Origin of the sequence: Nocardia arseniciresistens (assembly GCF_046764875.1) — a bacterium.
GTDB classification, from domain to species: Bacteria; Actinomycetota; Actinomycetes; order Mycobacteriales; family Mycobacteriaceae; genus Nocardia; species Nocardia arseniciresistens.
Map to the genome: position 1 here is coordinate 111,030 of NZ_JBKORD010000016.1, position 23,617 is coordinate 134,646.

Annotated in this window: 23 protein-coding genes; 12 read left to right on the top strand and 11 right to left on the bottom strand. The window is 66.8% G+C overall.

What is annotated here, in order from left to right:
* Nucleotides 1–4: 4 nt before the first annotated feature.
* On the bottom strand, nt 5–985 hold the full coding sequence (locus ACLMAJ_RS27765) for a hypothetical protein (protein WP_412016789.1): 981 nt from the start codon (nt 983–985) through the stop codon (nt 5–7).
* 536 nt (nt 986–1,521) lie between these two features.
* Here ACLMAJ_RS27765 and ACLMAJ_RS27770 point away from each other — a divergent pair.
* Nucleotides 1,522–2,010 carry a hypothetical protein gene (locus ACLMAJ_RS27770; protein WP_412016790.1) on the top strand — a complete coding sequence of 163 codons (489 nt, stop codon included), beginning with the start codon at nt 1,522–1,524 and terminating at the stop codon, nt 2,008–2,010.
* Between the two features lie 131 nt (nt 2,011–2,141).
* Nucleotides 2,142–3,308, top strand: coding sequence for a hypothetical protein (locus tag ACLMAJ_RS27775; protein WP_412016791.1), 1,167 nt, complete (start codon nt 2,142–2,144; stop codon nt 3,306–3,308).
* A gap of 38 nt (nt 3,309–3,346) precedes the next feature.
* Here the strand turns inward: ACLMAJ_RS27775 and ACLMAJ_RS27780 are convergent, their stop codons facing one another.
* The 3 genes from ACLMAJ_RS27780 to ACLMAJ_RS27790 all read right to left on the bottom strand — a co-directional run bounded on the left by ACLMAJ_RS27780 (nt 3,347) and on the right by ACLMAJ_RS27790 (nt 7,479).
* Nucleotides 3,347–4,276: a LysR family transcriptional regulator gene (locus ACLMAJ_RS27780; protein WP_412016893.1), complete on the bottom strand. Its 930-nt coding sequence runs from the start codon at nt 4,274–4,276 to the stop codon at nt 3,347–3,349.
* A gap of 271 nt (nt 4,277–4,547) precedes the next feature.
* Nucleotides 4,548–6,080: a flavin-containing monooxygenase gene (locus ACLMAJ_RS27785; protein WP_412016792.1), complete on the bottom strand. Its 1,533-nt coding sequence runs from the start codon at nt 6,078–6,080 to the stop codon at nt 4,548–4,550.
* A gap of 163 nt (nt 6,081–6,243) precedes the next feature.
* Nucleotides 6,244–7,479, bottom strand: coding sequence for a cytochrome P450 family protein (locus tag ACLMAJ_RS27790; RefSeq protein ID WP_412016793.1), 1,236 nt, complete (start codon nt 7,477–7,479; stop codon nt 6,244–6,246).
* A 148-nt stretch (nt 7,480–7,627) separates the two neighbouring features.
* On the opposite strand from ACLMAJ_RS27790, the gene ACLMAJ_RS27795 reads away from it, so the two are divergent.
* Nucleotides 7,628–8,869, top strand: a complete 1,242-nt coding sequence (locus ACLMAJ_RS27795) for an MFS transporter (RefSeq protein ID WP_412016794.1) — start codon at nt 7,628–7,630, stop codon at nt 8,867–8,869.
* Nucleotides 8,866–9,405, top strand: coding sequence for a GNAT family N-acetyltransferase (locus tag ACLMAJ_RS27800; protein ID WP_412016795.1), 540 nt, complete (start codon nt 8,866–8,868; stop codon nt 9,403–9,405). Before ACLMAJ_RS27795 ends, ACLMAJ_RS27800 begins: the two co-directional genes overlap by 4 nt.
* Here the strand turns inward: ACLMAJ_RS27800 and ACLMAJ_RS27805 are convergent.
* The gene (locus ACLMAJ_RS27805) at nt 9,402–10,157 is read right to left on the bottom strand and encodes an alpha/beta fold hydrolase (protein WP_412016796.1); all 756 of its coding nucleotides are present in this window, start codon (nt 10,155–10,157) and stop codon (nt 9,402–9,404) included. The two genes, ACLMAJ_RS27800 and ACLMAJ_RS27805, sit on opposite strands and share 4 nt — an antisense overlap.
* Before the next feature lie 100 nt (nt 10,158–10,257).
* On the opposite strand from ACLMAJ_RS27805, the gene ACLMAJ_RS27810 reads away from it, so the two are divergent.
* The 3 genes from ACLMAJ_RS27810 to ACLMAJ_RS27820 all read left to right on the top strand — a co-directional run bounded on the left by ACLMAJ_RS27810 (nt 10,258) and on the right by ACLMAJ_RS27820 (nt 12,515).
* Nucleotides 10,258–11,142, top strand: coding sequence for an ABC transporter ATP-binding protein (locus ACLMAJ_RS27810; RefSeq protein WP_412016797.1), 885 nt, complete (start codon nt 10,258–10,260; stop codon nt 11,140–11,142).
* Between the two features lie 42 nt (nt 11,143–11,184).
* Nucleotides 11,185–11,949, top strand: a complete 765-nt coding sequence (locus ACLMAJ_RS27815) for an ABC transporter permease subunit (RefSeq protein WP_412016798.1) — start codon at nt 11,185–11,187, stop codon at nt 11,947–11,949.
* 74 nt (nt 11,950–12,023) lie between these two features.
* Nucleotides 12,024–12,515, top strand: coding sequence for a GbsR/MarR family transcriptional regulator (locus ACLMAJ_RS27820; protein WP_412016799.1), 492 nt, complete (start codon nt 12,024–12,026; stop codon nt 12,513–12,515).
* A gap of 65 nt (nt 12,516–12,580) precedes the next feature.
* Here the strand turns inward: ACLMAJ_RS27820 and ACLMAJ_RS27825 are convergent, their stop codons facing one another.
* Nucleotides 12,581–13,375, bottom strand: coding sequence for a tyrosine-protein phosphatase (locus ACLMAJ_RS27825; protein WP_412016800.1), 795 nt, complete (start codon nt 13,373–13,375; stop codon nt 12,581–12,583).
* Nucleotides 13,376–13,448: 73 nt separating this feature from the next.
* On the bottom strand, nt 13,449–14,474 hold the full coding sequence (gene zapE, locus ACLMAJ_RS27830; protein WP_412016801.1) for a cell division protein ZapE: 1,026 nt from the start codon (nt 14,472–14,474) through the stop codon (nt 13,449–13,451).
* 35 nt (nt 14,475–14,509) lie between these two features.
* Here zapE and ACLMAJ_RS27835 point away from each other — a divergent pair, with 35 nt between their 5' ends.
* From ACLMAJ_RS27835 to msrB, 4 genes are all read left to right on the top strand, one after another.
* Nucleotides 14,510–15,271 carry a pyrimidine reductase family protein gene (locus tag ACLMAJ_RS27835; protein WP_412016802.1) on the top strand — a complete coding sequence of 254 codons (762 nt, stop codon included), beginning with the start codon at nt 14,510–14,512 and terminating at the stop codon, nt 15,269–15,271.
* Nucleotides 15,272–15,349: 78 nt separating this feature from the next.
* Nucleotides 15,350–16,906, top strand: coding sequence for an alpha/beta hydrolase (locus ACLMAJ_RS27840; RefSeq protein ID WP_412016803.1), 1,557 nt, complete (start codon nt 15,350–15,352; stop codon nt 16,904–16,906).
* Between the two features lie 53 nt (nt 16,907–16,959).
* Entirely contained in the window at nt 16,960–18,315 is a 1,356-nt protein-coding gene (locus ACLMAJ_RS27845; RefSeq protein WP_412016804.1) for a glycosyltransferase family 87 protein, read from the top strand.
* Between the two features lie 47 nt (nt 18,316–18,362).
* Entirely contained in the window at nt 18,363–18,806 is a 444-nt protein-coding gene (gene msrB / locus ACLMAJ_RS27850; RefSeq protein ID WP_412016805.1) for a peptide-methionine (R)-S-oxide reductase MsrB, read from the top strand.
* A gap of 145 nt (nt 18,807–18,951) precedes the next feature.
* Here msrB and hemQ read toward each other — a convergent pair whose 3' ends face one another.
* The 4 genes from hemQ to hemE all read right to left on the bottom strand — a co-directional run bounded on the left by hemQ (nt 18,952) and on the right by hemE (nt 22,832).
* Nucleotides 18,952–19,647 carry a hydrogen peroxide-dependent heme synthase gene (gene hemQ / locus ACLMAJ_RS27855; protein WP_412016806.1) on the bottom strand — a complete coding sequence of 232 codons (696 nt, stop codon included), beginning with the start codon at nt 19,645–19,647 and terminating at the stop codon, nt 18,952–18,954.
* A 171-nt stretch (nt 19,648–19,818) separates the two neighbouring features.
* Nucleotides 19,819–21,165 carry a protoporphyrinogen oxidase gene (locus ACLMAJ_RS27860; protein ID WP_412016807.1) on the bottom strand — a complete coding sequence of 449 codons (1,347 nt, stop codon included), beginning with the start codon at nt 21,163–21,165 and terminating at the stop codon, nt 19,819–19,821.
* A 22-nt stretch (nt 21,166–21,187) separates the two neighbouring features.
* Nucleotides 21,188–21,736, bottom strand: a complete 549-nt coding sequence (locus ACLMAJ_RS27865) for a uridine kinase family protein (protein ID WP_412016808.1) — start codon at nt 21,734–21,736, stop codon at nt 21,188–21,190.
* Between the two features lie 31 nt (nt 21,737–21,767).
* Nucleotides 21,768–22,832, bottom strand: a complete 1,065-nt coding sequence (gene hemE / locus ACLMAJ_RS27870) for a uroporphyrinogen decarboxylase (protein ID WP_412016809.1) — start codon at nt 22,830–22,832, stop codon at nt 21,768–21,770.
* Nucleotides 22,833–23,048: 216 nt separating this feature from the next.
* On the opposite strand from hemE, the gene ACLMAJ_RS27875 reads away from it, so the two are divergent.
* Entirely contained in the window at nt 23,049–23,600 is a 552-nt protein-coding gene (locus ACLMAJ_RS27875) for a DUF3000 domain-containing protein (protein ID WP_412016894.1), read from the top strand.
* The last annotated feature ends 17 nt before the right edge of the window (nt 23,601–23,617 follow it).

The following is a 23,617-nucleotide window of genomic DNA, read 5'->3' on the forward strand; positions in this document are numbered from 1 at the left end:
CGCCTCAGCGCACCACCATCGCGCCCGCCAAGAAGGTGACGATCAGCATCATCGCGCAGCAGGTGACCAGCTGCCAGTGACTGATGGTCTGCTGGAGGTTCACGATCGTGGCGCGCAGGCTGGTGTCGACTCGATTGTGGTCGGCGAGTCTGCGATGCGCTTGGGCCAACGAGTCGGCGTGGTCCTGGGTGGATTCCTCGGAGCGCTCCAGGCGGGCGGTGAGTTTCATGATCTGCTTCTGCTTGTCCCGCACCAATTTCCGGGACAGAGCCAGCGTGGTGCGCTGATTGACCAGTTCCTGGTGTTGGCGGGCGATCACGGTTGCCTGTGTTCTGGTGTGGTGTTCCCAGTCGCTCACGGTTGCCCACCCTCCTGTCGTGACGTCGCGGTAGCCCCAGACGATGTCACCGGTAACCCAGCCTCGAAGAAAGTCGCGCAGTTCGTACGGATCGCGCTGTGGAACGACCACCGCGCTGTGCCGGGCGTCCAGCATGCCGAGGTCGATCAGATAGTCGCAGGCGGGCGGCGCGAAGTCCGAGACACCGATCGCGGGCAGGTACGCCACCCAATAGCCCGGCGTGCACAGCCACAACACGCCCGCACACCCGGCCGCGCGCAGTCGAGCCGTATGTTGTTGTGCCGAATCCCGATCCAGTGCCCCGCTGCGCACCTCGATGGCGAACTCGCGATCGCCGATCCGCCAGTAGACATCCACGGGTACGTCACCGACGCGCCGATCGACCTCGGCCTCGTCGGCGCCGTAGGCGAGCAATCTGGCGGCGAGCCAGTACTTCAATCGCCGGATATTCCATTGCGCGTCGGCACATTCCTGGCACCGACAGGCGTATCCGGACTCGTCACGCACCGGACCGCGAACACGGCCCTCGGACGCGCCACCTTCGGACGCGCGACCGTCCGATATACCCAACTCCGCGAGCATCGCCCGACGCCCGCAAGCAGTGTCGACTCGCTGCTTCGTCCTCACGCGACCACTCCCCTGCCCAAACCACCGCAGTTCTGGCGACCTCGATCACCAGTCATAGCTCAAGAGTGCGCCAGACTTCCAGCGCCCGCCAGTCCCCTTTACCCCGCGCTCGGGTGTGCCACAACGAGAGAACCAGCGCTTACCAGGCAATGTGTGGTGCGTCACAAGGGATTTCGCAGCGACATACGAGACGATCGCCACAGAAATTCCGATGGATTGACACTTACCGCCATTCCGCGACGCGGCCGGAGGCAACCTCCGACACGAGCCGACTTCGCACCGGGCCGCAGTCTTCTGGCGGACCGCGGGCCGTCAACTCCATGCGCCGCAACGCATCCGCATGCCAGACTTTTCGCCTCGTTCCCCTGGATCGGGCGAAGCCTGCACCAGTTCGCCGACTTCCTCCGCACGACTACGGGTTTGGCACACGTCACCACGGGTGCTCGATCCTCCGCACGGTGGCAGCTTCTCCTCGGCGCTGACCGCCGCCGCAGAGGCCGCCACCGACCTGCTGCTGTTCTACGCCGATTCCGACCATGCCGGGAACCGAGTCCACCACGTACTTCGCCCAGGTCCGTGACATCGCGCCGCAGGATTGGTTGTTCCAGCGCGGCGAAGAGTTGGCTCAGCTCGCCGCGTTCTGTGACGGGGACGAGCCGTACATGTGGTGGCGCGCAGGACCGTGGGCGGGCAAGACCGCACTCATGTCCTGGTTCGCGCTGCGTCCACCAGAACACGTGCGAGTGGTGTCGTTTTTCATCACCTCTCGGCTGGCTGCCCAAGCCGATCACGCGGCCTTCACTTCCGCTCAGGCACTCATCCATGTCGCGGACGCGCTCGCGGAGGAATACCTGGGCGATAATCCAGAAGCTGGACAAGCATTGCGCCGCAGGATCAACCGCTTGCTCGCCGAGATCTGGAGCCTCGGCAACCAGTGGTACAGCCCCCTCGACATCGTTGCCCGCCTCGACCCCGATCTACTATCGGCTATCACCGCTGAGGCGATTGCAGGCGACGGCGAGTAGTTTCCCAACCGAACGAAAAGTGTGGCGGCCCAGCGAGGGGTGATGCCTCGAACCGCGTATCTACCGACCGACGGATAGAATCGGCCGGCCACGGGCGGAGTTCGGGCACATACGGGGAAGAAGGTATTCGAATGGACCACGGCGAGCCGGGTGGCGAGTCGATCGGCGCGCTCTTATCGAGTCTCGCGACGACCCTGCGCGATGTGAGTAGCAAGCTGGATGCCGTGGCTGCCCGCGTGGACGAGGATCGCGATGACAGCGACGTGGTCGAGCGCCTTGCGAAGTTGGAGGCGTGGGCTTTCCGTGCCAGCGACGATATGACGAAGCTGGACTCACGGTTGGAACGTGTCGAATCCGGCGCCGAGCCGAGTCTAAACAAGGTCGAGCCGCCTGCCGAAGGAGCCGACGGGGGCCACGTGGAGTCGCCGAAGCTACCTTCGCGCGCGCAACGCCGCCAAGCTACCGCGATACCGCCGGTCAGCGACCAGTCCCAACGGACACCGACAGCGCCGTTCGAAGCCCAGATAGCAGCCGCACGCCGGGACCCCGCCCTGGCCGTTACGCCCGATACCCGGATCGAACCCGCGCCCGCCTTCCGTAACGAACGGCTCGAACCCCCGGCTCCCACAACGCAGAACCAGCAGCTCGAGTCCGCCACGATCACGCCGCGAACGCCGCGGTCCGAATCCACCACGGCCCCGTCACCCAACGAACCCTTCGGTCCCGCGACGCACAGCGAGCCACTCGGCACCCGCAATTCCCGTGTCGAACAGACGGCACCGACCTTCGGCAACGAACGCCTCGAGCCCCTGACCCCGAGCGCTCGCGGCGAATGGATGGAGGCCGCGCCGAGCACGCACGCCGAACGGCCGGCGCCCGCCGCGTCCAGGAGCATCGAACGCCTCGCGCCGCCCGCGCAGACCGCACCCAACGACTGGCCCGAATATGCCCCCGCCACGGGCAACGGCCGCCTCGAGCCCCCCGCACAGGCGCCCCGTAATGACCGGGTCGATTACAGCAACGGCGCATCGAGCAACGGCAGGTCCGAAACGACCCAGCCCCGCCCCGATACCGGAATGACCACACCCCGCAGCAACCGCACGGAACCCGTCGCCATACCGCAGGGCGCCCACCGCGCGGCCGCGCCGCCCACCGAAGACACCTCGCATGTGGACAAGCTGCAAGCGATGCTCGACGAACTCAAGCGCAACGGCCCCTTCGGCGCTCGCCCCGAGACCTCCGCACCGAATGAAATGCCTGGTATCGACCCGCATTTCGCGGTACGAACCGAGGGCTAGCGGATCAGCTGCGACACCGCATCGCTCGGGACTCGGCGTCAGTGGCCGGGGTCGGGGTCGGGGTCGGGGTCGGCCCCGTCGACCGCACTGTTCAGGACCGTGCGGATCAGCTCACGCAACCATCGGTGCCCGCTGTCGGCGGTGTTGCGTGGATGCCACGCCATGCCGATGATCACCTCCGGTAGCGGCAACGGAATCTTGAAGGCGCACAAGCCGAGCGCCGCAAGGGTGCTTGCGCTGAGGGCGGCGGGGGCCGGGCAGATCAGGTCACCCGCGCGGACGGCGAGCAGCGCAGTGGTGAGATTCGGGACGGTGGCCACCACACGGCGGGTGCGGCCGTGCAATGCCAGTCGGTCATCGATGGGCCCTCGGGCGCGACCGAGGCGGGAAATGGACAGATGGGCGGCCGAGGCGAAGGCCGCCACCGTGACGCGGTCGGTGACCAGTGGGTGGTCGGGGGCGGCGACACCGACCACGCGGTCGCCGAGCACGCGCTGCACCGTCGTTTCCGGATCGGTGTGGTCGATGACACCGACCTCGATGTCGACCCTGCCGTCACGTAACGCTGCGGTACCTTCCAAGGTGTCGGGCAGGAAATGCACTGTGACGCCAGGGGCTCGGGTGCGGATCGCGGTCAGCAGCGGGGCGGCCAGTTCGGTTAGTACCGTGTCGCCCGCCTGCACGGCGAAGCCGCGTTTGAGCCCGGCAGGGTCGAGACCACCGCGCGGAGTGAGCAGCGCGCGCCCCTGCTCGACCAACACGCTCACCTCGTAGCGCAACTCCAGCGCGCGAGGTGTCGGCACCAGATGGCGACCGGCGCGCACCAGCAGTGGATCGCCGAGAACGCGACGCAGCTTGGCCAGCGTTCGGCTCATCGCCGGAGCCGAGGTATGCAGCCGCTCGGCCGCCCGGGTGACGCTGTGGGTGTCCAGTAGCGCATCCAGAGCAACCAGGAGGTTCATGTCCAAGGCGTCCACCCATGGATTATCGCCAACAGAAAGATAAGTTACCAACATTGCACCGGCGGCAATCCGTGTCGCGTCCTACATCAGCGTCGAGGGGCCCCGCCGGACCTGGTGGGCTCGTGCCGATCGACCTGGAAACCAGGCGCGGGATGCGGCGAATCTCGGCGGCACCGCGATCCCGCAGTGGGTCACAAGCACTCTCGACCTACCTCAGCAACAAACGAGCACCATTCATTTCTGTGCTCGATCTCGCCGCCCACATCCCGGCCTGCGGCTAGTTTCCCTGCGCGGCCTGGGTTCCGGCCGGGACCTGAATTCCCGGCGACGGTTCATTGGTCTGCGCGCGGCGCTGGCCGAGGCCACGGTAGGACGACGGCCTGACGGTTCGGAACCATTGGGCGGCGCGCGTCCGCAGCGACAGCCGGTATTTCAGGTCGGCGAGCATCTCGTCGATGTTGTGGATGGAGAACGGCGTGATGGCGGTGCCGTGGGCATGGTGACCGTTGGTGCGCTCGGCCATCCAGCGCAGCCGCTCGTCGACCTGAGTCGTCATTTCCTCGGCAGCGGGCAGTGCGATCCGACCGCGCAGCAGCGCGGCGGTCCAGTGCGCGGCGACCTCGGCGTTGAGCGCGCTGATCACCGACGAGTTGTAGCCGGCGAAGGTCAGGTTCGGGACGCCTACGGGCAGGATCTGGCGGTGCAGACGGAAATTGCCGTCATCGTCGGTGAGCTGACGCTGGATGTAGGGGGTGAGGAACGGGACGCGCTGGCGGTATCCGGTGGCGCAGATGACGATGTCGGCCTGGATCCGCCCGCCGGAGGACAGCTGCACACCCGGCCCCTGCTCGCCGCCGAGCATTTCGCTGATGGTGGTGTCGCGATGGACCGCGATGCGGCCCGCCGCCACCTGCTCGTAGAAGTTTTCGGTGGTGATGCCGACGGTGCTTTCCGCGATCTCCTCGAAGCGGCCGTCCGGCACCAGACCCAGCTCACGCAGGTTCATGTGCTTGGTGACGAGTTCCTGGATCACGTCGAAATTGGTGTCGCGGAAGGAGTGGCCGCTGCCGTGCAGAAAGCGTTCGAACCTGCCGAGTTCCTGATAGCGGAAATGCGCCTCCCCCAAGCGGGTCAGCATCAGTCGCTCGTAATCGAGGACGCGAGCCAGCTTGCGCGGCATCTTCCACAGCAGCCGTCGCGCGACCACGTCGGTCGATGCCGCGACGTGGCTGACCGCCTCGGCGATGTCGCAGGCGGACTTGCCGTATCCGACGACAACGACCGACTTACCGCGCACGGACTCGACATCGTGGAATTTCGAGGCCGGCCCCATCTGCCCACCCGCACGCCGGAAGGTGTCGGCACCGTGGAAGTCGGGCACAACGGGATCGCTGAATACGCCGTTGGCGATCACCAGGTGGTCGCAGGAGGCGCGATGGATACCGTCCTTGTCACGAATCTCCAGCAACCAACCGCTGTCGACGGGGTCGGCGGCCACCACCTCGGTGTTGAGCCGCAGATGCTCGCCTAGGCCGTTGTGGCGGACGTATCCGTCGAGGTAGGCCTGCATTTGCTGCCCGTCGGGCACGCGCGGATAGTCCGAGGGCATCGGATAGTCCGAGAAGTGATAGGTGTGTTTGCTGTTCTGCGCGCGTAGCCCCGGGTACCGGCGCGTCGCGCTCCACACACCCCCGACGTCCGGGGTCCGGTCGAACACCTCGACCGGAAAACCCTCCTGTCGCAGTACCTTCGCGCAGGCGAGGCCTGCTATGCCCGCACCTACGATCGCGATGCGGTTCCCGCTCGTCATGGGACGGAGATTACGTCGCCAACGCCCCTGCGGCAAAGCCCGCACTAGTTTCGCCCGGCCGGACGCGGGGTAACAACCATCTTGGCCTTGCCGCGTGGCACTGTAGTGATGTTGCGTACACGGCCGCGTTCCGGGAGCGCCGTGCCCGGTGGATACGACACGGTCATCGCAGCACGGGCGCGCCCGCCAGCTCGACAGGTAGGTCGTGGAGTCCGCGAATCAGAATGCTTTCCCGCCAGCGCAGCTCCGCGTCGTCGACGGCGAGCCGCAGATCCGGATAGCGCTCGACCAACGTGGTGATCGCGATCCGCGCCTCCAACCTGGCCAGGCCCGCACCCAGGCAGAAGTGGATGCCGTGGCCGAACGCGATATGACCGTTGGGCGCCCGCTGCGGGTCGAACCGCGCGGCGTCCTGGAAGTGCCGGTCGTCGTGGTTGGCGGAGCCGAGTGCGACGAGCACCAGCTCGCCCGCGGGGATCTCGCGGCCGCCGAGGGTGATCGGCGTCGTGGTGTAGCGCAGGGTCGCCACATTGACTGGGCCGTTGAAGCGCAGCATCTCCTCGACCAGCGGTGGCACGCCGTCCGGATTGCCGCGCAACGCGCGGTAGCGCGCCGGATCACCGAGCAGGGTGAACACGGTATTGCCGATCAGGTTCACCGTGGTCTCGTGACCCGCGACCAGAATCAGGAAGATCATCGAGATCAGCTCGTCGCCGCTGAGGCGATCACCGTCGGTGTTGGCGGCGATCAGGTCGGAGACCAGGTCGGCGCCGAGCCCCTCTGCGCGACGCCTGGCAACGAGCCCGTCGAAGTATTCGGTGATTGCGTCGGTCGCCTGTCGCATTTGCTCGGAGCTTGCCCTCGTCGTATCGACTACCGCGGCCGACCATGCGCGAAATCGGTCGCGGTCCTCGATCGGCACGCCGAGCAGCTCGCAGATCACCGTGATCGGCAGCGGAAACGCGTACTCCGACATCAGATCCAGCGGTCCGGTCGAGTCCGAGCAGCGGTCGATCGCGTCCAGGAGTCCGTCGGCGATGGCCTGCACCCGCGGTGCGAGCGCGTCGATTCGGGCCGGGGCGAAGGCGGGAGTGACCAGACGGCGCAGCCGCGAGTGCTGTGGCGGGTCGGCGTTCAACAGGTGGTAGCTCAGGCGCTCATTGGAGGTGTTGATGCCGCTGTCCCCCGACGAAGCGCGGCGGGCGTCCGCGGCGGTGGTCGAATGTGGGTCCTTGCGAATGGCGGGATTGCGCAGCACCTCACGGGCGAGGCCGTAGTCCACCACCAGCCAGGCCCGAACGCCCGTTCTGAGTTGGATCTCGTGCACCGGACCTTCGGCGCGCAATCGCGCATAGAAGGCATACGGCGCACGAAAGAAATCCGGCGGCAGCTGTCTCATTTCGATGGGCCTCCCCGCTCGCGAGTTAACTTGCGCCCCTTCGATACTGGCATGCTCTGCCGAATTCGTCCCGGCAATCGGGACTTACGCACCCCACGCCTCGACCGTTCGGCGAGCATGACACCGTGGGTGTCGTTACCCTCCGGGAGTGAGTTCGATTGCGCCTGTGCTGCGCGGCGCCCGCATCGCGAACTCGTTCGCGTTCGGCCTGCAGGGTTTCTTCTTCGCCGTGGTGCTGACCCAATTGCCCCAGCAGAAGGAGCGGTTCGACCTGTCCGACGGGCTGATCGTCGGCTCGGTGGTGTTGGTGTCGCTGCTCGCGGGCGGCGGCAGCGTTGCGGCCGAGCAGCTCGCGCTCCGCTGGTCCAGCCGCAGCACCCTACGTATCGGTCTGCTCGGGATCTCGATCACCGGCTGCGCGATCGCGATGGCGCCGAACAAGGTGATGCTGCTTGTGACGCTCGGCCTCTACGGCATCGCGGTCGGCATCGTCGATGCGAGCACCAATATGCAGGCGGTCTTCATCCAGCACGGGTACGGCACCTTCATCCTTTCGTCGTTCTACGCGGCGTGGAGCGCGGGATCGATCACCGGTGCGCTATTCGTCTCCGGCTGCGAGGCACTCGATGTCACGCTGCGTGAATCGGTGCTGACGGCGGCAGGTGTCGTGCTCGTCGTCGGGTCGGTGCTCGGGCCACGGTTGCTCGGTGCGGTCGAGGCCGAAACCGGTCCCGCGGAAGTGGGTGCCGGCGAGAGCGAATCCGGAGCAACGGGACCGTCGGGCACCGTCGCGCTGTCGGCGTACCTCGCGTTCGGCATCGCGATGGCGCTGGTGTTCGCGATCGACCTCGCGGTCGGCAACTGGTCCGCGCTCTATCTGACCGATGACCTGTTGGCCAGCTCGGCGACCGCGGCGTTGGCGCTCGCCGCCTATCAGGGCACCTCGCTCATCGCCCGGCTCACCGGTGACATCTGGGTCCGGCGCTTCGGGCCACGCCGTGTCGTTCGGGTCGCCGCCGCGATCGGGTTGGTCGGCCTCGCGGTGGTGGTGGCCGCACCGGGGCCGGTGGTCGCCATCGTCGGCTTCCTCGTCGCGGGAATCGGAATGCCGGTGATCGCGCCGTTGTGTTTCAGCGAGGCGGGACAATTGACCCGCGGACCCGCATTGGACGCACTGATGGCACGGCTGAATCTGTTCAATTACGCGGGCACACTGGTGGGTGGCGGTGTGGTCGGCGCGGTCGCCGCAGGGTTCGGGCACCGGATCGGATTCGCGATTCCACTCGTTTTCGCGGCGGTCCTGATCGGGCTCGCACGGGTATTCCATTCACGTTCCGAAGCGGACAAGTTTCTCGCGTCGGGCGATGATCATGTTGTACTGGACCGATGAGCAACATCCCAGTCACCGTCGACCGGGCCGGACTGTGGGACGCCGAGGCCCTCAGTGACGTTGCGGCCGCGACCTTTCCACTCGCCTGCCCGCCCGACGCCACCGCCGACGATATCGAGAGCTTCATCGGCGACGTGCTCTCCGGAGAACGCTTCGGCGAATACCTGACCGATCCAACCAAGACCGTGCTCAAGGCGGTCGCGGACGGTGCCATCGTCGGCTACGCGATGCTGCATACCGGGGAGCCGGCCGATCCCGAGGTGGCCGAGGCGGTGGACCTGCGTCCTGTCGTCGAGATCAGCAAGATGTATGTGCTGCCGGGCCATCACGGCAGCGGGGTGTCGAAGGCTCTGATGCGCGCCGCACTGCAACGCGCACACGAGGAGTCCGCCGCGGGCATCTGGCTCGGCGTCAACCAGGAAAACACCCGCGCCCAGCGGTTCTACACCAAGCACGGGTTCACCAGGGTCGGCACCAAGACCTTCCACGTCGGCAACCAGCTGCATCAGGACTTCGTGATGCGCATGGTCTTCTAACTCTTCGCGAAATCCACCAGCGCCGCATGGAATGCGGGAGCGACCACGGCCATCAGGTGGTCACCGGGGACCACGATCAGGGTGCCATCGGGCAGCGCGGCGGCGAGACGTTCGGGCTCGGCGGCGAAGGGGTCGTTCGTGCCTGCCAGGACCAGGGTCGGCACTGTGACCTCCGCCAGTGTCTTGATCGGCTCGTAATCGAGCCCGGCCGCGACCGCCTCGATGGCCGCGCGGTCGGCGCCAACCACGTCGGCGAGGATCCGGAACATCATGGCGGTCGGTGACGCGCCCGCACCGTCGCCACGCATGGCGGTGCGCAGGTCGTCGATATCGATGACGCGGCGGTCGACGCCGCCGCAGTCGAGGACGCCCGAGCCGATGCCGCCGACCGCCAGCTTTGTCACCCGCTCGTCGGCGGCCGCGACCAGCAGCGAGATGACGCCGCCCATCGAATAGCCGACCTGCACAACGCGATCGAATCCGAGTTCGTCGTACAGTGCGCTGACATCCTTCGCCATCGCCGACCACGAGTACCGCGCGGAGTCGTGCGGTTTGTCCGATCGGCCGTGCCCGCGCGCGTCCAGCGAGACGACGGTGTGCCCGGCAGCGTGCAGGGCACCGACCACGCCGGTGCCCATCCAGTTGGCGTTGGTGTCGGCAACGACCCCGTGCTGCAGCACGACGGGGACACCGTCGCCCTCCCACACTCGATAGTTGAGCTCCAGTCCGTCCCAGGTCTTGAACTTCGTCATGGCCGCATCGTAATTGGGCGCCACCGAGAGGTTGACAAGTTCTGACTGTTCAGTCTCTACTGAACGCACCAGTTCTTATAGAACTTCTCGAAGGAGCATCATGACCGCTGCGATCCGCACCGAGGGCCTCAGCAAGCATTACGGCAAGCATGTCGCACTCACCGATCTGAACCTCGAGGTCGGCCAGGGCGAGGTATTCGGTTTCCTCGGCCCCAACGGCGCGGGCAAGTCCACCACCATTCGCATCCTGCTGGATCTGATCCGGCCGACCTCAGGTCACGTCGAGGTGCTCGGCGTCGATCCCCGCAGCGGCGGTGCCGAACTGCGCAAGCGCATCGGATACCTGCCCGGCGAGCTGGAGATCGAGGGTCGCAACACCGCCCGCGACCTGCTCGACTTCCTGGCCGACCAGCGCGGCACAGTGCCTGCGGGTCGCATCGGCGAACTGGCCGAGCTGCTCGATCTCGATCTGTCGAGAAAGGTCGGGGCAATGTCCAAGGGGAACAAGCAGAAGGTCGGCATCATCGCCGCGTTCATGCACCGCCCGGATCTGCTGATCCTGGACGAGCCGACCTCGGGGCTGGATCCGCTTCTACAGCAACGCTTTCTGGATCTGGTGGCCGAGGCGAAGGACAACGGGCAGACGGTGTTCATGTCCTCGCACATTCTCAGCGAGGTGCAGCAGACCGCCGATCGGGCCGTCATCATGCGCGCGGGCAGGCTGCTCGGCACCGAGAACGTCGAGGATCTGCGGCGCCGATCGCCGCGTTCGGTCGAGTTGGTGTTCGACGCGGAGATCTTCGCCGACGACTTCGCGAGGTTGCCCGCCGTGCGCGAGCTGAGCATCGAAGGAAAGACGTTGCGCTGCACCACTGAAGGCGATGTCGACGCCTTGTTCAAGGTAGCGGCCGAGTACCCGCTGGTGAGCGTTTTGTCGACCGAACCGGACCTGGAGCAGATCTTCTTCAGCCTCTACGGCCGGTGACTGTCACTCCCCCGAACCTTTTATCGCACAGGAGACTACGTCATGACTCGCTCGGTTTTCACCCAGACACTGAAGGAACAGCGGCGCGGCCTCATCGGCTGGTCGATCGGCTTCGTGATCGTACCGATGATGTACTTGCCCTCCTACCGGTCACTCGAAGAGCAAGGCTCGTTGGATATCAAGCAGAACAAGATGTACGAAGCCATGGGGCTGAACGACTTCGCAAGCGCGACAGGCTATTTGAATGCGACCGTCTTCTCACTGATGGGCCTGCTGCTGATGCTCATCTTCGTGGTGAGCTTCGCGACGCGCTCGGTGACGCAGGAGGAGAACGGCACGCTCGACCTGCTGCTCGCCCAGCCGACCAGCCGAACGAGCCTGCTGTGTCAGCGCTTTGCCGCCTTGGCCGCGCAGACCACGATCGCCACCGCCGCGCTGACCCTGAGCGTCGTAGCCGGAGCGAACAAAGGCGGGTTGGCCGTACCGGCCGGGCATATCTCGGCCGCCGGTGTCGGCCTCGGGCTGCTCGCACTCGGCATCGGCGCCATCACCTTGCTCGTCGGTGCGATCACCGGAAAGCGCTCGCTGACCCTGGGTCTCGCCTCGCTGGTCGCGGTCGGCGGCTACTTCGCCAACAATCTCGGCGGCGATCTGGTGCGCAAACTGTCACCTTTCTACTACGCCAATGGTGGTGCACCACTTGTCAACGGCTGGAACGGAATCCACTTGGCGATATTGACCGCGCTGATCGCCGTCGCCGTCGCGGGATCGCTGGCAGCCTTCAACCGCCGCGATCTCGCGGTCTGACGCTGCCCACGGGGCGGGCCGACACGGCCCGCCCCGTTTTCCGCTATCGGCACAATCGAAGGGATACTCGACCGATGAGCAGCACCGAACACGAAGCGGCCGAAACCACAGCGGAGCAGTTGGCCTTCGTCGAAGATTTCGCGCTCGTACTCGAGCGCATGGGGCTGGTCCGGATGACCGGGCGCGCCGCGGGCTGGCTGCTGGTCTGTGATCCACCACAACAGACCTTCGGCCAGATCGCCGATGCGTTGCAGGCCTCCAAGGGTTCCATCTCCACGGCACTGAAGACACTGGTGACGATGCGCTGGGTCGACAAAATCTCCAAGCCGGGCGACCGCAAGGACTACTACTCGATCCGCCCCGGCATCCTGCCGGAACTGACCCGGCAGCAGAGCGGCATGTACACCGACCTCACCAACATGACCTCGCGCGGGCTCAACCTATTCGACGATCCGAACGGCGAAGACGCTGCCCGAGTCCGCGACATGCACGAGTTCTTCGTCTGGATGGGCAAGGAACTGCCCGCGCTGATCGACCGTTGGGACGCCGAGCAACGGAAGTCCTGAACCCGCGCACGGACGGCCGGGTCGCCGGGTCGCAAGGAACCCGACGCGCGGCCGCTCAACGCATTTCAGGCCAGCATCTTGGCCTTCAATGCCACAACATCGGCGGCGGAGAGCTCGAGCCCATCGCGGACGTAGTTGTCGAAGCTGCCATAGGTCTGGTCGGCCTGGTCGAAGGCCGCGTCCAGCCATGGCTGCTGGACGCCGTTGAGGTTGTCGTTCGGGCCGGTGTTCCGGTACTGGTTGGACAGCAGGTAGTCCTTGTTCACGGTGCCGCGGTCGACACCGAGGATGCTCAGCAGCACCGCGGAGGTCCAGCCGGTGCGGTCCTTGCCCGCGGTGCAGTGGAACAGCACGGCGCCGTCTTCGGTGTCGATGATGTCGCGCAGCACCGAGGCGAAGGCCCGGTTGGCACCCGGCGCGGTGATGAAGGCGCGGTAGAGGTCGTCGCCGCCGGTCAGGGTGGTGATCAGGGTCTGCGGCGGCGCCTGGCCGATGACGTCGTCCCAGTGCGCGGTGGCGCCTGCGGGGACCTTGTCGGGGCCGATGGTGCGCTCGAAGACGGTGCGCAGGTCATCGACGTAGCGGACCCGGCGCTGGGTCAGGTCGGCAAGATCGGTAGGGGTCGCGTTGTTGAGCTGGCCGGCGCGGTAGACCAGGCCGGTGCGCACCAGACGGCCGTCGGCGGTGCGGTAGCCGCCCGCGTCACGCGCGTTCTGCACGCCTTGCAGGTTCAGCGAGCGGTCGAACGCGGTGACCGACGTACTCGGCTGGTCGGCGAGGGCGACGCCGGCCAACGGCCCGAAGGCGACGGTGAGTCCGGCGGCGAGTGCCACGGGGACACGGATCGAACGACTGACCATGACAGGTGCTCCAATCGGTTGAACGAACAGTCCCCGTTTCGACACCCACCCAACCAACTGAAACATCAGTAGGTCAACTTGCGGTCTCAGCCGCCTCGAATCGCGAAAGCGCGAGCAATCGCGAGATCGCGCGCAGGTACTTCTTGCGGTAGCCGCCCTCGAGCATTTCCGGCGAGAAAACCTCGTCGAGCTTCACGCCCGAGACGGTGACCGGAGTACTCGCGTCGTAGAGCCGATCGGCCAGCACCACGATCCGCAGTGCGACGGCCTGATCGTCGACCTGGTGCACGTTCGAGATGAACACCGAGGACACCCCGGAGATCAAGGCGCCGTACTTCGACGGATGCAGGGTGCTCAGATGCTTCAGCAGCGCATCGAACTCGTCGAGCGTGGATCCCGTTGTGGCGGTGGCCCGTTCGGTCAGCAACTCGGGGGAGGTCGGCTCGGGGGCGGGCGGCAGATCGCGGTGTCGATAGTCGGGGCCGTCGACACGGACGGGCTCGAAGATCGAGCCGAGTTTCTTGATCTCACGCAGAAAGTCCTGCGCGGCGAAGCGGCCCTCGCCCAGCTGGCCCGGCAGCGTGTTGGAGGTCGCGACAATGGACACCCCACGCGCGGACAGCTCGGTCAGCAACCGCGACACCAGCATGGTGTCGCCGGGATCGTCGAGTTCGAACTCGTCGATGCACAGCACGCTGTTGGCCGACAGTCGCTCGACGGCATTGTTGAACCCGAGCGCGCCAACAAGATTGGTGACCTCACCGAAGGTGCCGAAGGACTTCGGCGCGGGCGCGCTGTGGAAGATCGAGGCGAGCAGGTGGGTCTTGCCGACGCCGAAGCCGCCGTCCAGATACAGCCCGGCGCCGCTGATCGCCTTCCTCTTGCCGAACAAGCTCTTCTTGTTGACGGCACGGTTGATCTCGGCAACCCGACCGCCGAAGTCCTCGGCCTTGCGAACCGCGGCAGCTTGGCTCGGCTCCTTGGGATCGGGGATGTAGGAGGCGAAACTGACCTCGTCGAACATGGGCGGTGGGACCATCTGCGCGACCAACTGGTCGGCCGGAACCTCCGGATGGCGATCGACAAGGCGTACTTGCATAGACGGAGCCTAATGACGTGGTGTGATGTTGCTTCATGCAGCGTATCCACAATGCGATCCAGCTCACAGGGTTGAGTGACAACGACCTCGCCGAGCTGTACGCCTACCCCACCCAGCTCGACGCGCCCTGGGTCCGAGCCAATTTCGTATCGAGCATCGACGGCGCGGCCAGCAGTGGCGGCCTGACCGAAGGACTCGGCACCCCTGCCGACAAAACCGTGTTCATGTTGCTGCGCGACCTCGCCGATGTGATCCTCGTCGGCGCGGGCACCGCGCGCGCGGAGAACTACGGCGGGGCGCGCACCGATCCGCGCCTGCGCCGCGGCCTCTACGACCGCGGCATCGGCGGCCATCGCGACGGCGCGCCGCCGCCGATCGCCGTGCTCACCGCGAGCGCCGCGATGGAGCCCGGCTCGCGGCTCTACACCGACACGGTGGTTCCACCGCTGATCATCACCACCGCCGCGGCGCCACAGCAACGCAAGCAACAGCTGACCGACGCGGGTGCGCGGGTGGTCGAGGCGGGCGAGGTAGCGGTGACACCGAAGGGGCTGCTGCGCGCGCTCGACGAGCTCGGGTTGCGCCGGGTGCTGTGCGAGGGCGGACCACATCTGTTCGGCGAGCTGATGGAAGCCGATGCGATCGACGAACTGTGCCTGACCACCGCACCGGTGCTGGTCGGCGGCACGGCGCGGCGAATATCGCTGTCGGCGCGCGAGTTACGCACCCCCATGACACGCAAGCACATCCTGCTCGACGACGACGGCACCATCCTCACCCGTTGGTCCAGGCACTGACCGGTGAGACGCCCGCGCCCACAGCTCATCTACGCCCGCTTTGTGAAACAACCGAGGGAACCTGGCAGGGTGTAGCACATGCGCTGGACTCGGGCCGCCGTGCTGGCCTCGACACTCTCGATCATGATCGCCGGATGCGGTGCGGGCCCCTCCGATCGCCCCGGCGTCGCCGTCGAGCGCGCGCCCGCCGCAGGGGGGCCCGCTGCCAACTCGGCCGCGCCACCCCCGCCGAAGGCCGAGCTGCCCAAGACCGACCTGAGTTGGCGGGAGTGCACGGCACCGACGCTGGACCTGCTCGGCCTCGGTCCGGCACCCGCGGGCTTGGTCCTCGACTGCGCCGAGTTCTCGACACCGATCGACGGGACGGGCGCGGTGCTCGGCAGCTTCCGTGCCGGTGCCATGCGAGCCCGCCTGCCGCAGACCCCGACCGACGTCGCCCCGCTGGTACTGACCTCCGGCTCGGATCGCTCGTCCTCGGCCACCCTCGCCGGGCTCGCCATCGGGTCGGCGAGCGGGCTGCTGACCACCCGCCCGATCGTCGCGGTGGACCGCCGCGGCCTCGGCACCTCGCAGCCGATCGACTGCATGGACGCAGCCATGCGCCGCGGCCTCGCCGATAATGCCCAATTCGCGCAGGGCGCAACCGATCCCGCTGAGGCGGTGACCGGCTTCAGCCAGGAAGCCACCATCGCCTGCCGCGACTTCCTGCACCCTTACGAGGGCACCTTCGACGCGCCGCACGCCGCCGACGACATCGAACAGCTGCGCAAGCAATGGCAGGTCGACCATATCGATCTGCTCGGCAGCGGCAACGGCGCCAAGGTCGCGCTGAGTTTCGCCCGCAGGTACGGCGACCACCTCTCGCGGCTGATCCTCGACTCTCCCGAGGCGGTCGGCGCCGACGCGACCACAAGGGCCGAACAACAGGTCCAGGGCGCGGAAGCGGCGCTGACCGCATTCGCGCAGCGCTGCACCGGAATCAACTGCTCGCTCGGCGCCGACCCGCGCGCGACGGTCACCGACCTGGTGAACAAGGCAAGCACCGGCGGACTCGGCGACATCTCCGCGAACGCGCTGTTGACCGCGGTGACAGGGTTTCTCGGCGGTGCGCGCGCCGACCAGGCCAACCGGATCGCCGAACTCGCCGACGCGCTCTCGGCGGCAGGCCGCGGCGACCGCGGCGCGCTCGGCAAACTCATCCTGCGTGAATCCGCCGCCACCGCGAGCGACGGGCAATTCGTGAACCGCTGCACCGACAATCAGACGCCGCCGAGCCCGAGCCGGGCCAGGGAACTCAGTACCGAATGGGCTCAGAAGTATCCGGTCTTCGGCAAGGCCGCCGCGATCGCCATGATGGATTGCGCCGCGTGGCCGGTCGCGGATGCCGCGCCGCTGCCGACCAAGCTGGACCTACCGGTTCTCGTCCTCGGTGGCATCGCCGATCCGGTGGTCGGCGCCGGCGGCCAGGCTTCGGTGACCGGTGCGCTCGGTGCCGCGGGCGCCAGGCATGCGTCGGTGACATGGCAGGGCTGGGGCCATCCGGTGTTCACCCATTCCGGCTGTGCCCAACAGGCTCTGCTCGATTATCTGAAGGACGCGAAGCTTCCGAAGGATGGCACCGCCTGCCCGGCATAACCCCTGGTATCGACGCGCCGGATAGGTCCCCGCAACCGTCACGGGCTGATCCGGTGTACCGTGCCCCAGTGTTACTTCGACAGCTCGAGCCGCGCACCGCTCGTACCACCGCCGAAGCGATCAAATTCGCACTCTGGCCATTAGCGGTCATGACTGTGCTCAACCGGGTCTTCATCAAGGCTGTCAACGGGTTCATCACCGACGACTTCAGGCCGGTCTACAACGCCTCGCTTGCCTTCCTCAACGGCAACCCGGTGTACACCGCCAACTTCGACTCGGTTGATCCGCATTACCTGTACCCGCCCAGTGGAACTCTGCTGATCGCACCGTTGGCACTTGTCGATCCCGAGAAGTCGCGCTGGTTCTTCATCCTGCTCAACGCCGCCGCGATCATCCTGGCCTGGTACCTGCTGCTGAAGCTGTTCAAGTTCACGCTGTCCTCGGTGGCGGCACCGGTGCTGCTGTTCGCGATGTTCATCTCCGAAACAGTCACCAACACACTGGTTTTCACCAATGTCAACGGCTGCGTGCTGCTGGCCGAGGTCGCCTTCATCATGCTGCTGCTCGGGCGCAGGGACCTATGGGCGGGCGCGATACTCGGCTTGAGCATCGCGATCAAACCGACGCTGGCGCCGCTGATCCTGATCGCGGCCGCCCGCGGACAGTGGAAGGTCTTCTACACCGCGATCGGTGTGCCCGTCGCGCTGACCGCGATCGCCTGGCCACTGTCGAAGGATGCGGACAAGTTCTTCACCCGCACCGCGCGCTACATCGTCGACTCCAGGGACTACTTCAACAGCGCCATCGCGGGCAACGCGGCCTACTACGGTCTGCCGCTGTGGCTGACCTGGGGCATGCGCATCGTGATGGGCGTTCTCGTCGCCATTACGCTGTGGCTGCTCTACCGCTACTACCGCGAGGACGAGCTCTTCTTCGTGACGACCTCCTCCGGCGTGCTGATGACCGCGTCGTTCCTGCTCCCCTCGCTCGGGCAGATGTATTACTCGATGATGCTGTTCCCGCTGCTGATGTCGGTGGTGCTGCGCAATTCGGTGCTGCGCAACTGGCCTGCCTGGCTGGCGATATTCGGTTTCATGTCCTACGACAAGTGGCTCTCGGACCGCTGGCAGGGTTTGGGCCGCAACCTGGAGTACCTGCGCATCACCTTCGGCTGGGGTCTGCTGCTCATCGTGATCTTCTGCGTCCTCGGTGACCGGTATCTCGCGGCCCGGCGCGACGGTCGACTACGGTTCGGCATCGACCCGACCTGGATGTCGTCGCCGCCGGATTCCGATGACGCGGTGGCCGATACCGCCCCACCGCGTTCGAACACGGCCGCCCCGGCGGACACCGACTCCGGCGAACGGTCTGGATTCCGGGCCGAACCATACGCGAGCGCACTCGAGTAGCGACCCCGGTTGCGGCGCCGCGGCCGAAAACCTATTAGCGTGGAGCAATGAGTTCCGACGCTGACACGTCCCTGCCCGCGCCTCGCATCCAGCTGACGCCACAGGAGTGGAAGGCCAAGCTGAATCCCGAGGAGTACGCGGTGCTGCGGCAGGCCGCGACCGAGCGCCCCCACACCGGCGAATACACCGACACCAAGACCGAAGGTGTCTATGTGTGCCGTGCGTGCGGTTCCGAACTGTTCCGCAGCACCGAAAAGTTCGACTCGCACTGCGGTTGGCCGTCGTTCTTCGATCCGGCGAAGTCGGAGGCGGTGATCCTGCGCTCCGACGACACTCTCGGCACACACCGTGTCGAAGTGCTGTGTGCGAATTGCCACAGCCACCTCGGCCACGTGTTCGAGGGCGAGGGGTACGGCACGCCCACCGACAAGCGCTACTGCATCAACTCCATCGCACTGCAGCTGCACCCCTCGGGCAACGCAGCGCAATAGATCTTCCGCGCTCAGCGGAAGGCTACGGACCGCGGTTGCGGTGCGCATGCCCCGAAATATCGGGGCATGCGGTTGGGCTTGCCCCGATTGCTCGGTAATTGCACCGTTGAGTGCCGATCCACGAAACGCCGCGAAGACGCCGGGCTCAGGGCAGCGCGGCGATGAGCTTGTCGACCTCGACGCGGGGCCCGGTGTAGAACGGGATCTCCTCGCGCACGTGCAGGCGTGCCTCGGTGGCGCGCAGATCACGCATCAGGTCGACGATGCGGTGCAGTTCCGGCGCCTCGAAAGCGAGAATCCACTCGTAGTCGCCGAGGGCGAACGAGCTGACGGTGTTGGCGCGCACATCCGGGTAGCCGCGTGCGGCCTTGCCATGATCGGCGAGCATCTTGCGCCGCTCCTCATCGGGCAGCAGATACCACTCGTAGGACCGCACGAACGGATAGACGCAGATGTAGTCGCCCGGGTCCTCACCGGCCAGGAAGGCCGGCACGTGGCTCTTGTTGAACTCGGCGGGCCGATGCACCGCGACATTGCTCCATACCGGAATGCTCGCCCGGCCCAGCTCGGTGGTGCGACGGAAGTCCGCGTACGCGGCTTGCAGGTCCTCGACGCGCTCGGCGTGCGTCCAGATCATGAAGTCGGCGTCCGCACGCAGGCCCGCGACATCGTAAATGCCGCGCACAACCACGTCACGATCGGCGAGCCCATCGAAGAACGCCTGAGCATCGGCGACGGCCTTGGCCCGATCTTCACCGAGCACACCCGGTTTCACCTGGAAGACCGAGAACATCAGGTACCGAACGCTGGAATTGAGAGCCTGGTAGTCGAGTCGCGCCATGCCACCCATCGTGCCACTCGCCGCAACGAGGTCTACCGCGGGCCGATCGAAGCCCGCGCCGACCCATCGGGATAGGCGTCGCCGTCCGACCGCCACATACCGTCCGTCCCCATGGGGAGCCTGCTGCGGCCCAGCATCGGCCGCACCGCAGAATTCGGAGCCGGTAGCGGTTCAGCCTTGTCCGGCGGCGATCCGGTGGGCGGCGGCCGTGCCGGAGGCTACGCAGGCGGGAACGCCGACGCCGTGGAGGTATGCACCCGCTACCGCGAGGCCGTCGAGATTCGCTATGGCGGACTCGATTTCGGCGACGCGGTCGGTGTGGCCCGGTGCGTATTGGGCGAGCCCACCCGGCCACCGTTGAACGAGAGCGCCGATCGGCTCGATGGTGGCGCCGGTGACGGTGGCGAGGTCTTCGGCGGCGGCGGCGATGAGGTCGTCGTCGGACCAGGACAGTGTGGAATCGTCGCCGAACTTGCCGAATGAAACGCGGGCGGCGGCGTTTTCGCGCTGTGCGAGGTGCGTCCATTTGCGGCTGGACAAGGTGAAGGCCTTGGCCCGCAAGGGTTCTCCGGTGGCGACAAGGATGCCGGAGTTCTGCGGCAGCGCGGTGTCGCGCGGAAGTGCCAGTGCGACAAGGACCGACGAGGACAGTTCGATGCCTGCCGCCGCCCCTGCCGCGGCGGGCGAGAGGGTGCGCAGCAGACGAGCGGTCACCGGGGCCGGGGTGGCGAGCACGACCGCGTTCACCGCGCCGACCGGATCGACGACCCAGCCGCGCAGGCCGCGAGCGAGCCGAGTGGCCGCTGTGGCGGTGACGAATTTCGCGGCGGAGCGTGCCGAGAGTGCTTCCAGGAGCACCCGATAGCCATCGCGGATACCGCCGAAGACGGGCGCGCTGGACGGCGGCGGCATCGCGGCGGCCACCGCGTGGGTCAGGCTGGGCGCGCCGTCGTCGAGTGCCGCGGCCAATGTCGGCAGTGCCGCGCGCACGCCGATCGAACGGGAGCTGCCCGCGTACACCCCACCCAGTAGCGGGTCGACGCTGCGCTCGGCGACCTGCGCTCCGAAGCGGTCCGCGATCAGGCTGTAGACGTCGATATCGGCATCGGGATACCACGCCAGTGGCCTGCTGGACTCCGTGTCGATCCGCGCGAGCGTCTCGGCATCGACCAGCCCCCGCATGGACTCCGCGGCGAGAGGAATCCCCATCAGGGTGCCCTCCGGCAGCGGATGTGCCCTACCGTCGGACCAGAGCAGCGGACGCAACCCCGCCGGAACAACCAGTTGCGATTCCAGCCCCAGTTCACGCAGCAGTTCCGGCACCTCGGGCCGTCGACCGACGAACGCCTCGGCCCCGAGATCCACGGGCTCCCCTGCCAATTCACCGGTATGGAGAATGCCGCCAACGCGATCGGCCCGATCGACGACCACGATCTCGGCGCCCGACCCGAGCAGCGTGCGCAACCGATACGCGGCAACCAACCCGGTGATTCCGCCGCCGACAACCGCGATTCTCATACCTGCGACCGTAACCTGCCCGCTATCGGCCGACGGCGTCGCCACGGACCACCGCGTCGACATGCTCCTCGGTGCGATCGGCCGCGAAGTGAGCATCCTCGGCCGCCATCCACTGCTCCCACAACGGCAGCGTGTGCGCGCCGTCGCGGGTGAGACCACGCGCCAACCGCAGCGCACGCGGCGCCTCGACCCACACCGCAAACGACAGCCGATCACGCACGGCCGCGCGCGCGGAGGACACGCCCTCCAGCACGATCACTCCGCCCGGGACAACCTCATGCCACTCCGCCAAGGCCCGATCGACCCAGTCATAACGCTGATACCGACCGGGCCTGCCGCAAGCGATCGGTTCGAGCACCTGCTGCTCCAGCCGAGGCCACCAGGCGAGCTGGTTGTTCTCGGCCGCGAAGTCGTCGGTGTGCACCACCTGCGCCCCACACACGACGGCCAAAGACGCGGCGAGCGTGGACTTCCCAGCGCCGCCCGGCCCATCCACCGCCACCAGTCTTGTGGCGCCGAGCCGCGGTTCGCTCGCGAAAACCCGCGCGGCGATCTGCGCCACCGACGTCACGGCAGGAACACCTTCCACGATCGAGCGAGGCTCAGAGTTCGTGGACGAGCTCGACCAACGCGGTCAGTACGCCGGGGTCGGTATCGGGGAGAACACCATGGCCGAGGTTGAAAATATGCCCCGCCGCGCCCATAGCGACCGCTTCGTCGGCTTCGCGCGCGATTCGGCGCGCCTGCGCCTCCACCGCCGCCGCACCGGCGAACAGCACCGCGGGATCCAGGTTGCCCTGCAACGCTTTACCCGGTCCGACCCGACGCACCGCTTCGGTCAGCGGCACCCGCCAATCGACGCCGACGACATCCGCGCCCACCTCCCCCATCACACCGAGCAGCTCGCCGGTGCCGACACCGAAATGGATGCGCGGCACGCCGGCGCCTGCGACCTCGGCGAACACTCGCTCGGAATGCGGAAGTACGAACGTGCGGTAGTCGGCGAGGGAGAGCGCGCCCGCCCACGAGTCGAACAGCTGCACGGCGTCGACACCCGCGGCCAGCTGCGCCTGCAGGAACGCGATGGTGATGTCGGTCAGTACGCCGAGCAGTTCGTGCCAGGTCTGCGGGTCGGCGTGCATCATCGCCTTGGTCCGCTCGTGGTTCTTGCTGGGGCCACCCTCCACCAGGTACGAGGCCAGCGTGAACGGCGCACCCGCGAACCCGATCAGCGGTGTCTCGCCGAGCGCGTCGGTCAGCAGCTTCACACCGTCGGTAACCGCGCCGACTTCTTCAGGGCGCAGTCGCGGCAGTGCACGAACATCGGCGGTCGTGCGTACCGGCGACGCGACCACCGGTCCGACACCGGGCACGATGTCGAGGTCGATGCCCGCGGCCTTCAACGGAACGACGATGTCGGAGAACAAGATCGCCGCATCGACACCGTGCCTGCGGATCGGTTGCATGGTGATCTCGCACACCAGCTCCGGCTCGAAACATGACTCGAGCATTCCGATGCCCTTGCGCAGTTCGCGGTATTCGGGCAGCGATCGTCCGGCCTGGCGCATGAACCACACCGGCCGATGGCTCGGTGCGGCGCCGGTAGCGGCGGCCAGGAACGGGGCATCGGTCAACCGGCGGCGGGTGTGAGTGTTCATCACCGTCATCGTAAGCGGGCAGCTCTCGGTCCTTCTCTCGGCCGGGTAACCGACGACGGACGGGCCGCGTCCAACTTGCCGCAAGCGCCTCGGCGGCGCGCCTCCGAGCGCACCGGGCGGACTAGGGCTACCGTCGCTTCCGTGACACCGCTCGACTTCCGCGACGGGGCCGCACCGACCGAGGGACCCGATGAGCCAGCTCAATTTCGCGCCGCGGTCGAGGCGATGGCCACCGCTGCCGTGCACCCTCGGATCGAGCTGGCACCGATCCGCCCTCCGCAACGCCTCGCACCGTATTCGTACGCACTCGGCGCCGAAGTCAAACACCCCGAAACTACCTCCGTGCCAGTCGATTCCGAGGGCGATGCCTTCGGCAGGCTGATCCTGCTACATGATCCAGACGGCGATGACGCGTGGCACGGCATCTTCCGATTGGTCGCCTATATCCAGGCCGACATCGACGCCGCCCTTGCCACCGACCCGCTATTACCCGAGGTCGCCTGGAGCTGGCTGGTGGACGCGCTCGAAACCCGCAGCGAGCCGTTCACCGCGTTGGGCGGCACCGTCACCTCGACGAGTTCGGTGCGCTACGGCGACATCGCGGGGCCACCGCGCGCGCACCAATTGGAGCTGCGTGCGTCGTGGACGGCGGGCAGCACCGAAATGCGGCCACACGTGGAAGCGTTCTGCGAAGTACTCGCTTATGCGGCCGGATTGCCACCCGCCGGTATCACCCATCTGCGACCAGAGTCCTATACCAGCAACGACCACATCTAACCGCCACGTAAAGTTCA

What these genes read in the sequence shown, in the direction of transcription:
- ACLMAJ_RS27770 (WP_412016790.1), top strand. Translation starts at nt 1,522, where the DNA reads ATGCCGGGAACCGAGTCCACCACGTACTTCGCCCAGGTCCGTGACATC.
- ACLMAJ_RS27775 (WP_412016791.1), top strand. Translation starts at nt 2,142, where the DNA reads ATGGACCACGGCGAGCCGGGTGGCGAGTCGATCGGCGCGCTCTTATCG.
- ACLMAJ_RS27785 (WP_412016792.1), bottom strand. Translation starts at nt 6,080, where the DNA reads ATGACGAGCGGGAACCGCATCGCGATCGTAGGTGCGGGCATAGCAGGC.
- ACLMAJ_RS27790 (WP_412016793.1), bottom strand. Translation starts at nt 7,479, where the DNA reads ATGAGACAGCTGCCGCCGGATTTCTTTCGTGCGCCGTATGCCTTCTAT.
- ACLMAJ_RS27800 (WP_412016795.1), top strand. Translation starts at nt 8,866, where the DNA reads ATGAGCAACATCCCAGTCACCGTCGACCGGGCCGGACTGTGGGACGCC.
- ACLMAJ_RS27805 (WP_412016796.1), bottom strand. Translation starts at nt 10,157, where the DNA reads ATGACGAAGTTCAAGACCTGGGACGGACTGGAGCTCAACTATCGAGTG.
- ACLMAJ_RS27810 (WP_412016797.1), top strand. Translation starts at nt 10,258, where the DNA reads ATGACCGCTGCGATCCGCACCGAGGGCCTCAGCAAGCATTACGGCAAG.
- ACLMAJ_RS27815 (WP_412016798.1), top strand. Translation starts at nt 11,185, where the DNA reads ATGACTCGCTCGGTTTTCACCCAGACACTGAAGGAACAGCGGCGCGGC.
- ACLMAJ_RS27820 (WP_412016799.1), top strand. Translation starts at nt 12,024, where the DNA reads ATGAGCAGCACCGAACACGAAGCGGCCGAAACCACAGCGGAGCAGTTG.
- ACLMAJ_RS27825 (WP_412016800.1), bottom strand. Translation starts at nt 13,375, where the DNA reads ATGGTCAGTCGTTCGATCCGTGTCCCCGTGGCACTCGCCGCCGGACTC.
- zapE (WP_412016801.1), bottom strand. Translation starts at nt 14,474, where the DNA reads ATGCAAGTACGCCTTGTCGATCGCCATCCGGAGGTTCCGGCCGACCAG.
- ACLMAJ_RS27835 (WP_412016802.1), top strand. Translation starts at nt 14,510, where the DNA reads ATGCAGCGTATCCACAATGCGATCCAGCTCACAGGGTTGAGTGACAAC.
- ACLMAJ_RS27840 (WP_412016803.1), top strand. Translation starts at nt 15,350, where the DNA reads ATGCGCTGGACTCGGGCCGCCGTGCTGGCCTCGACACTCTCGATCATG.
- msrB (WP_412016805.1), top strand. Translation starts at nt 18,363, where the DNA reads ATGAGTTCCGACGCTGACACGTCCCTGCCCGCGCCTCGCATCCAGCTG.
- hemQ (WP_412016806.1), bottom strand. Translation starts at nt 19,647, where the DNA reads ATGGCGCGACTCGACTACCAGGCTCTCAATTCCAGCGTTCGGTACCTG.
- ACLMAJ_RS27860 (WP_412016807.1), bottom strand. Translation starts at nt 21,165, where the DNA reads ATGAGAATCGCGGTTGTCGGCGGCGGAATCACCGGGTTGGTTGCCGCG.
- hemE (WP_412016809.1), bottom strand. Translation starts at nt 22,832, where the DNA reads ATGACGGTGATGAACACTCACACCCGCCGCCGGTTGACCGATGCCCCG.
- ACLMAJ_RS27875 (WP_412016894.1), top strand. Translation starts at nt 23,049, where the DNA reads ATGGCCACCGCTGCCGTGCACCCTCGGATCGAGCTGGCACCGATCCGC.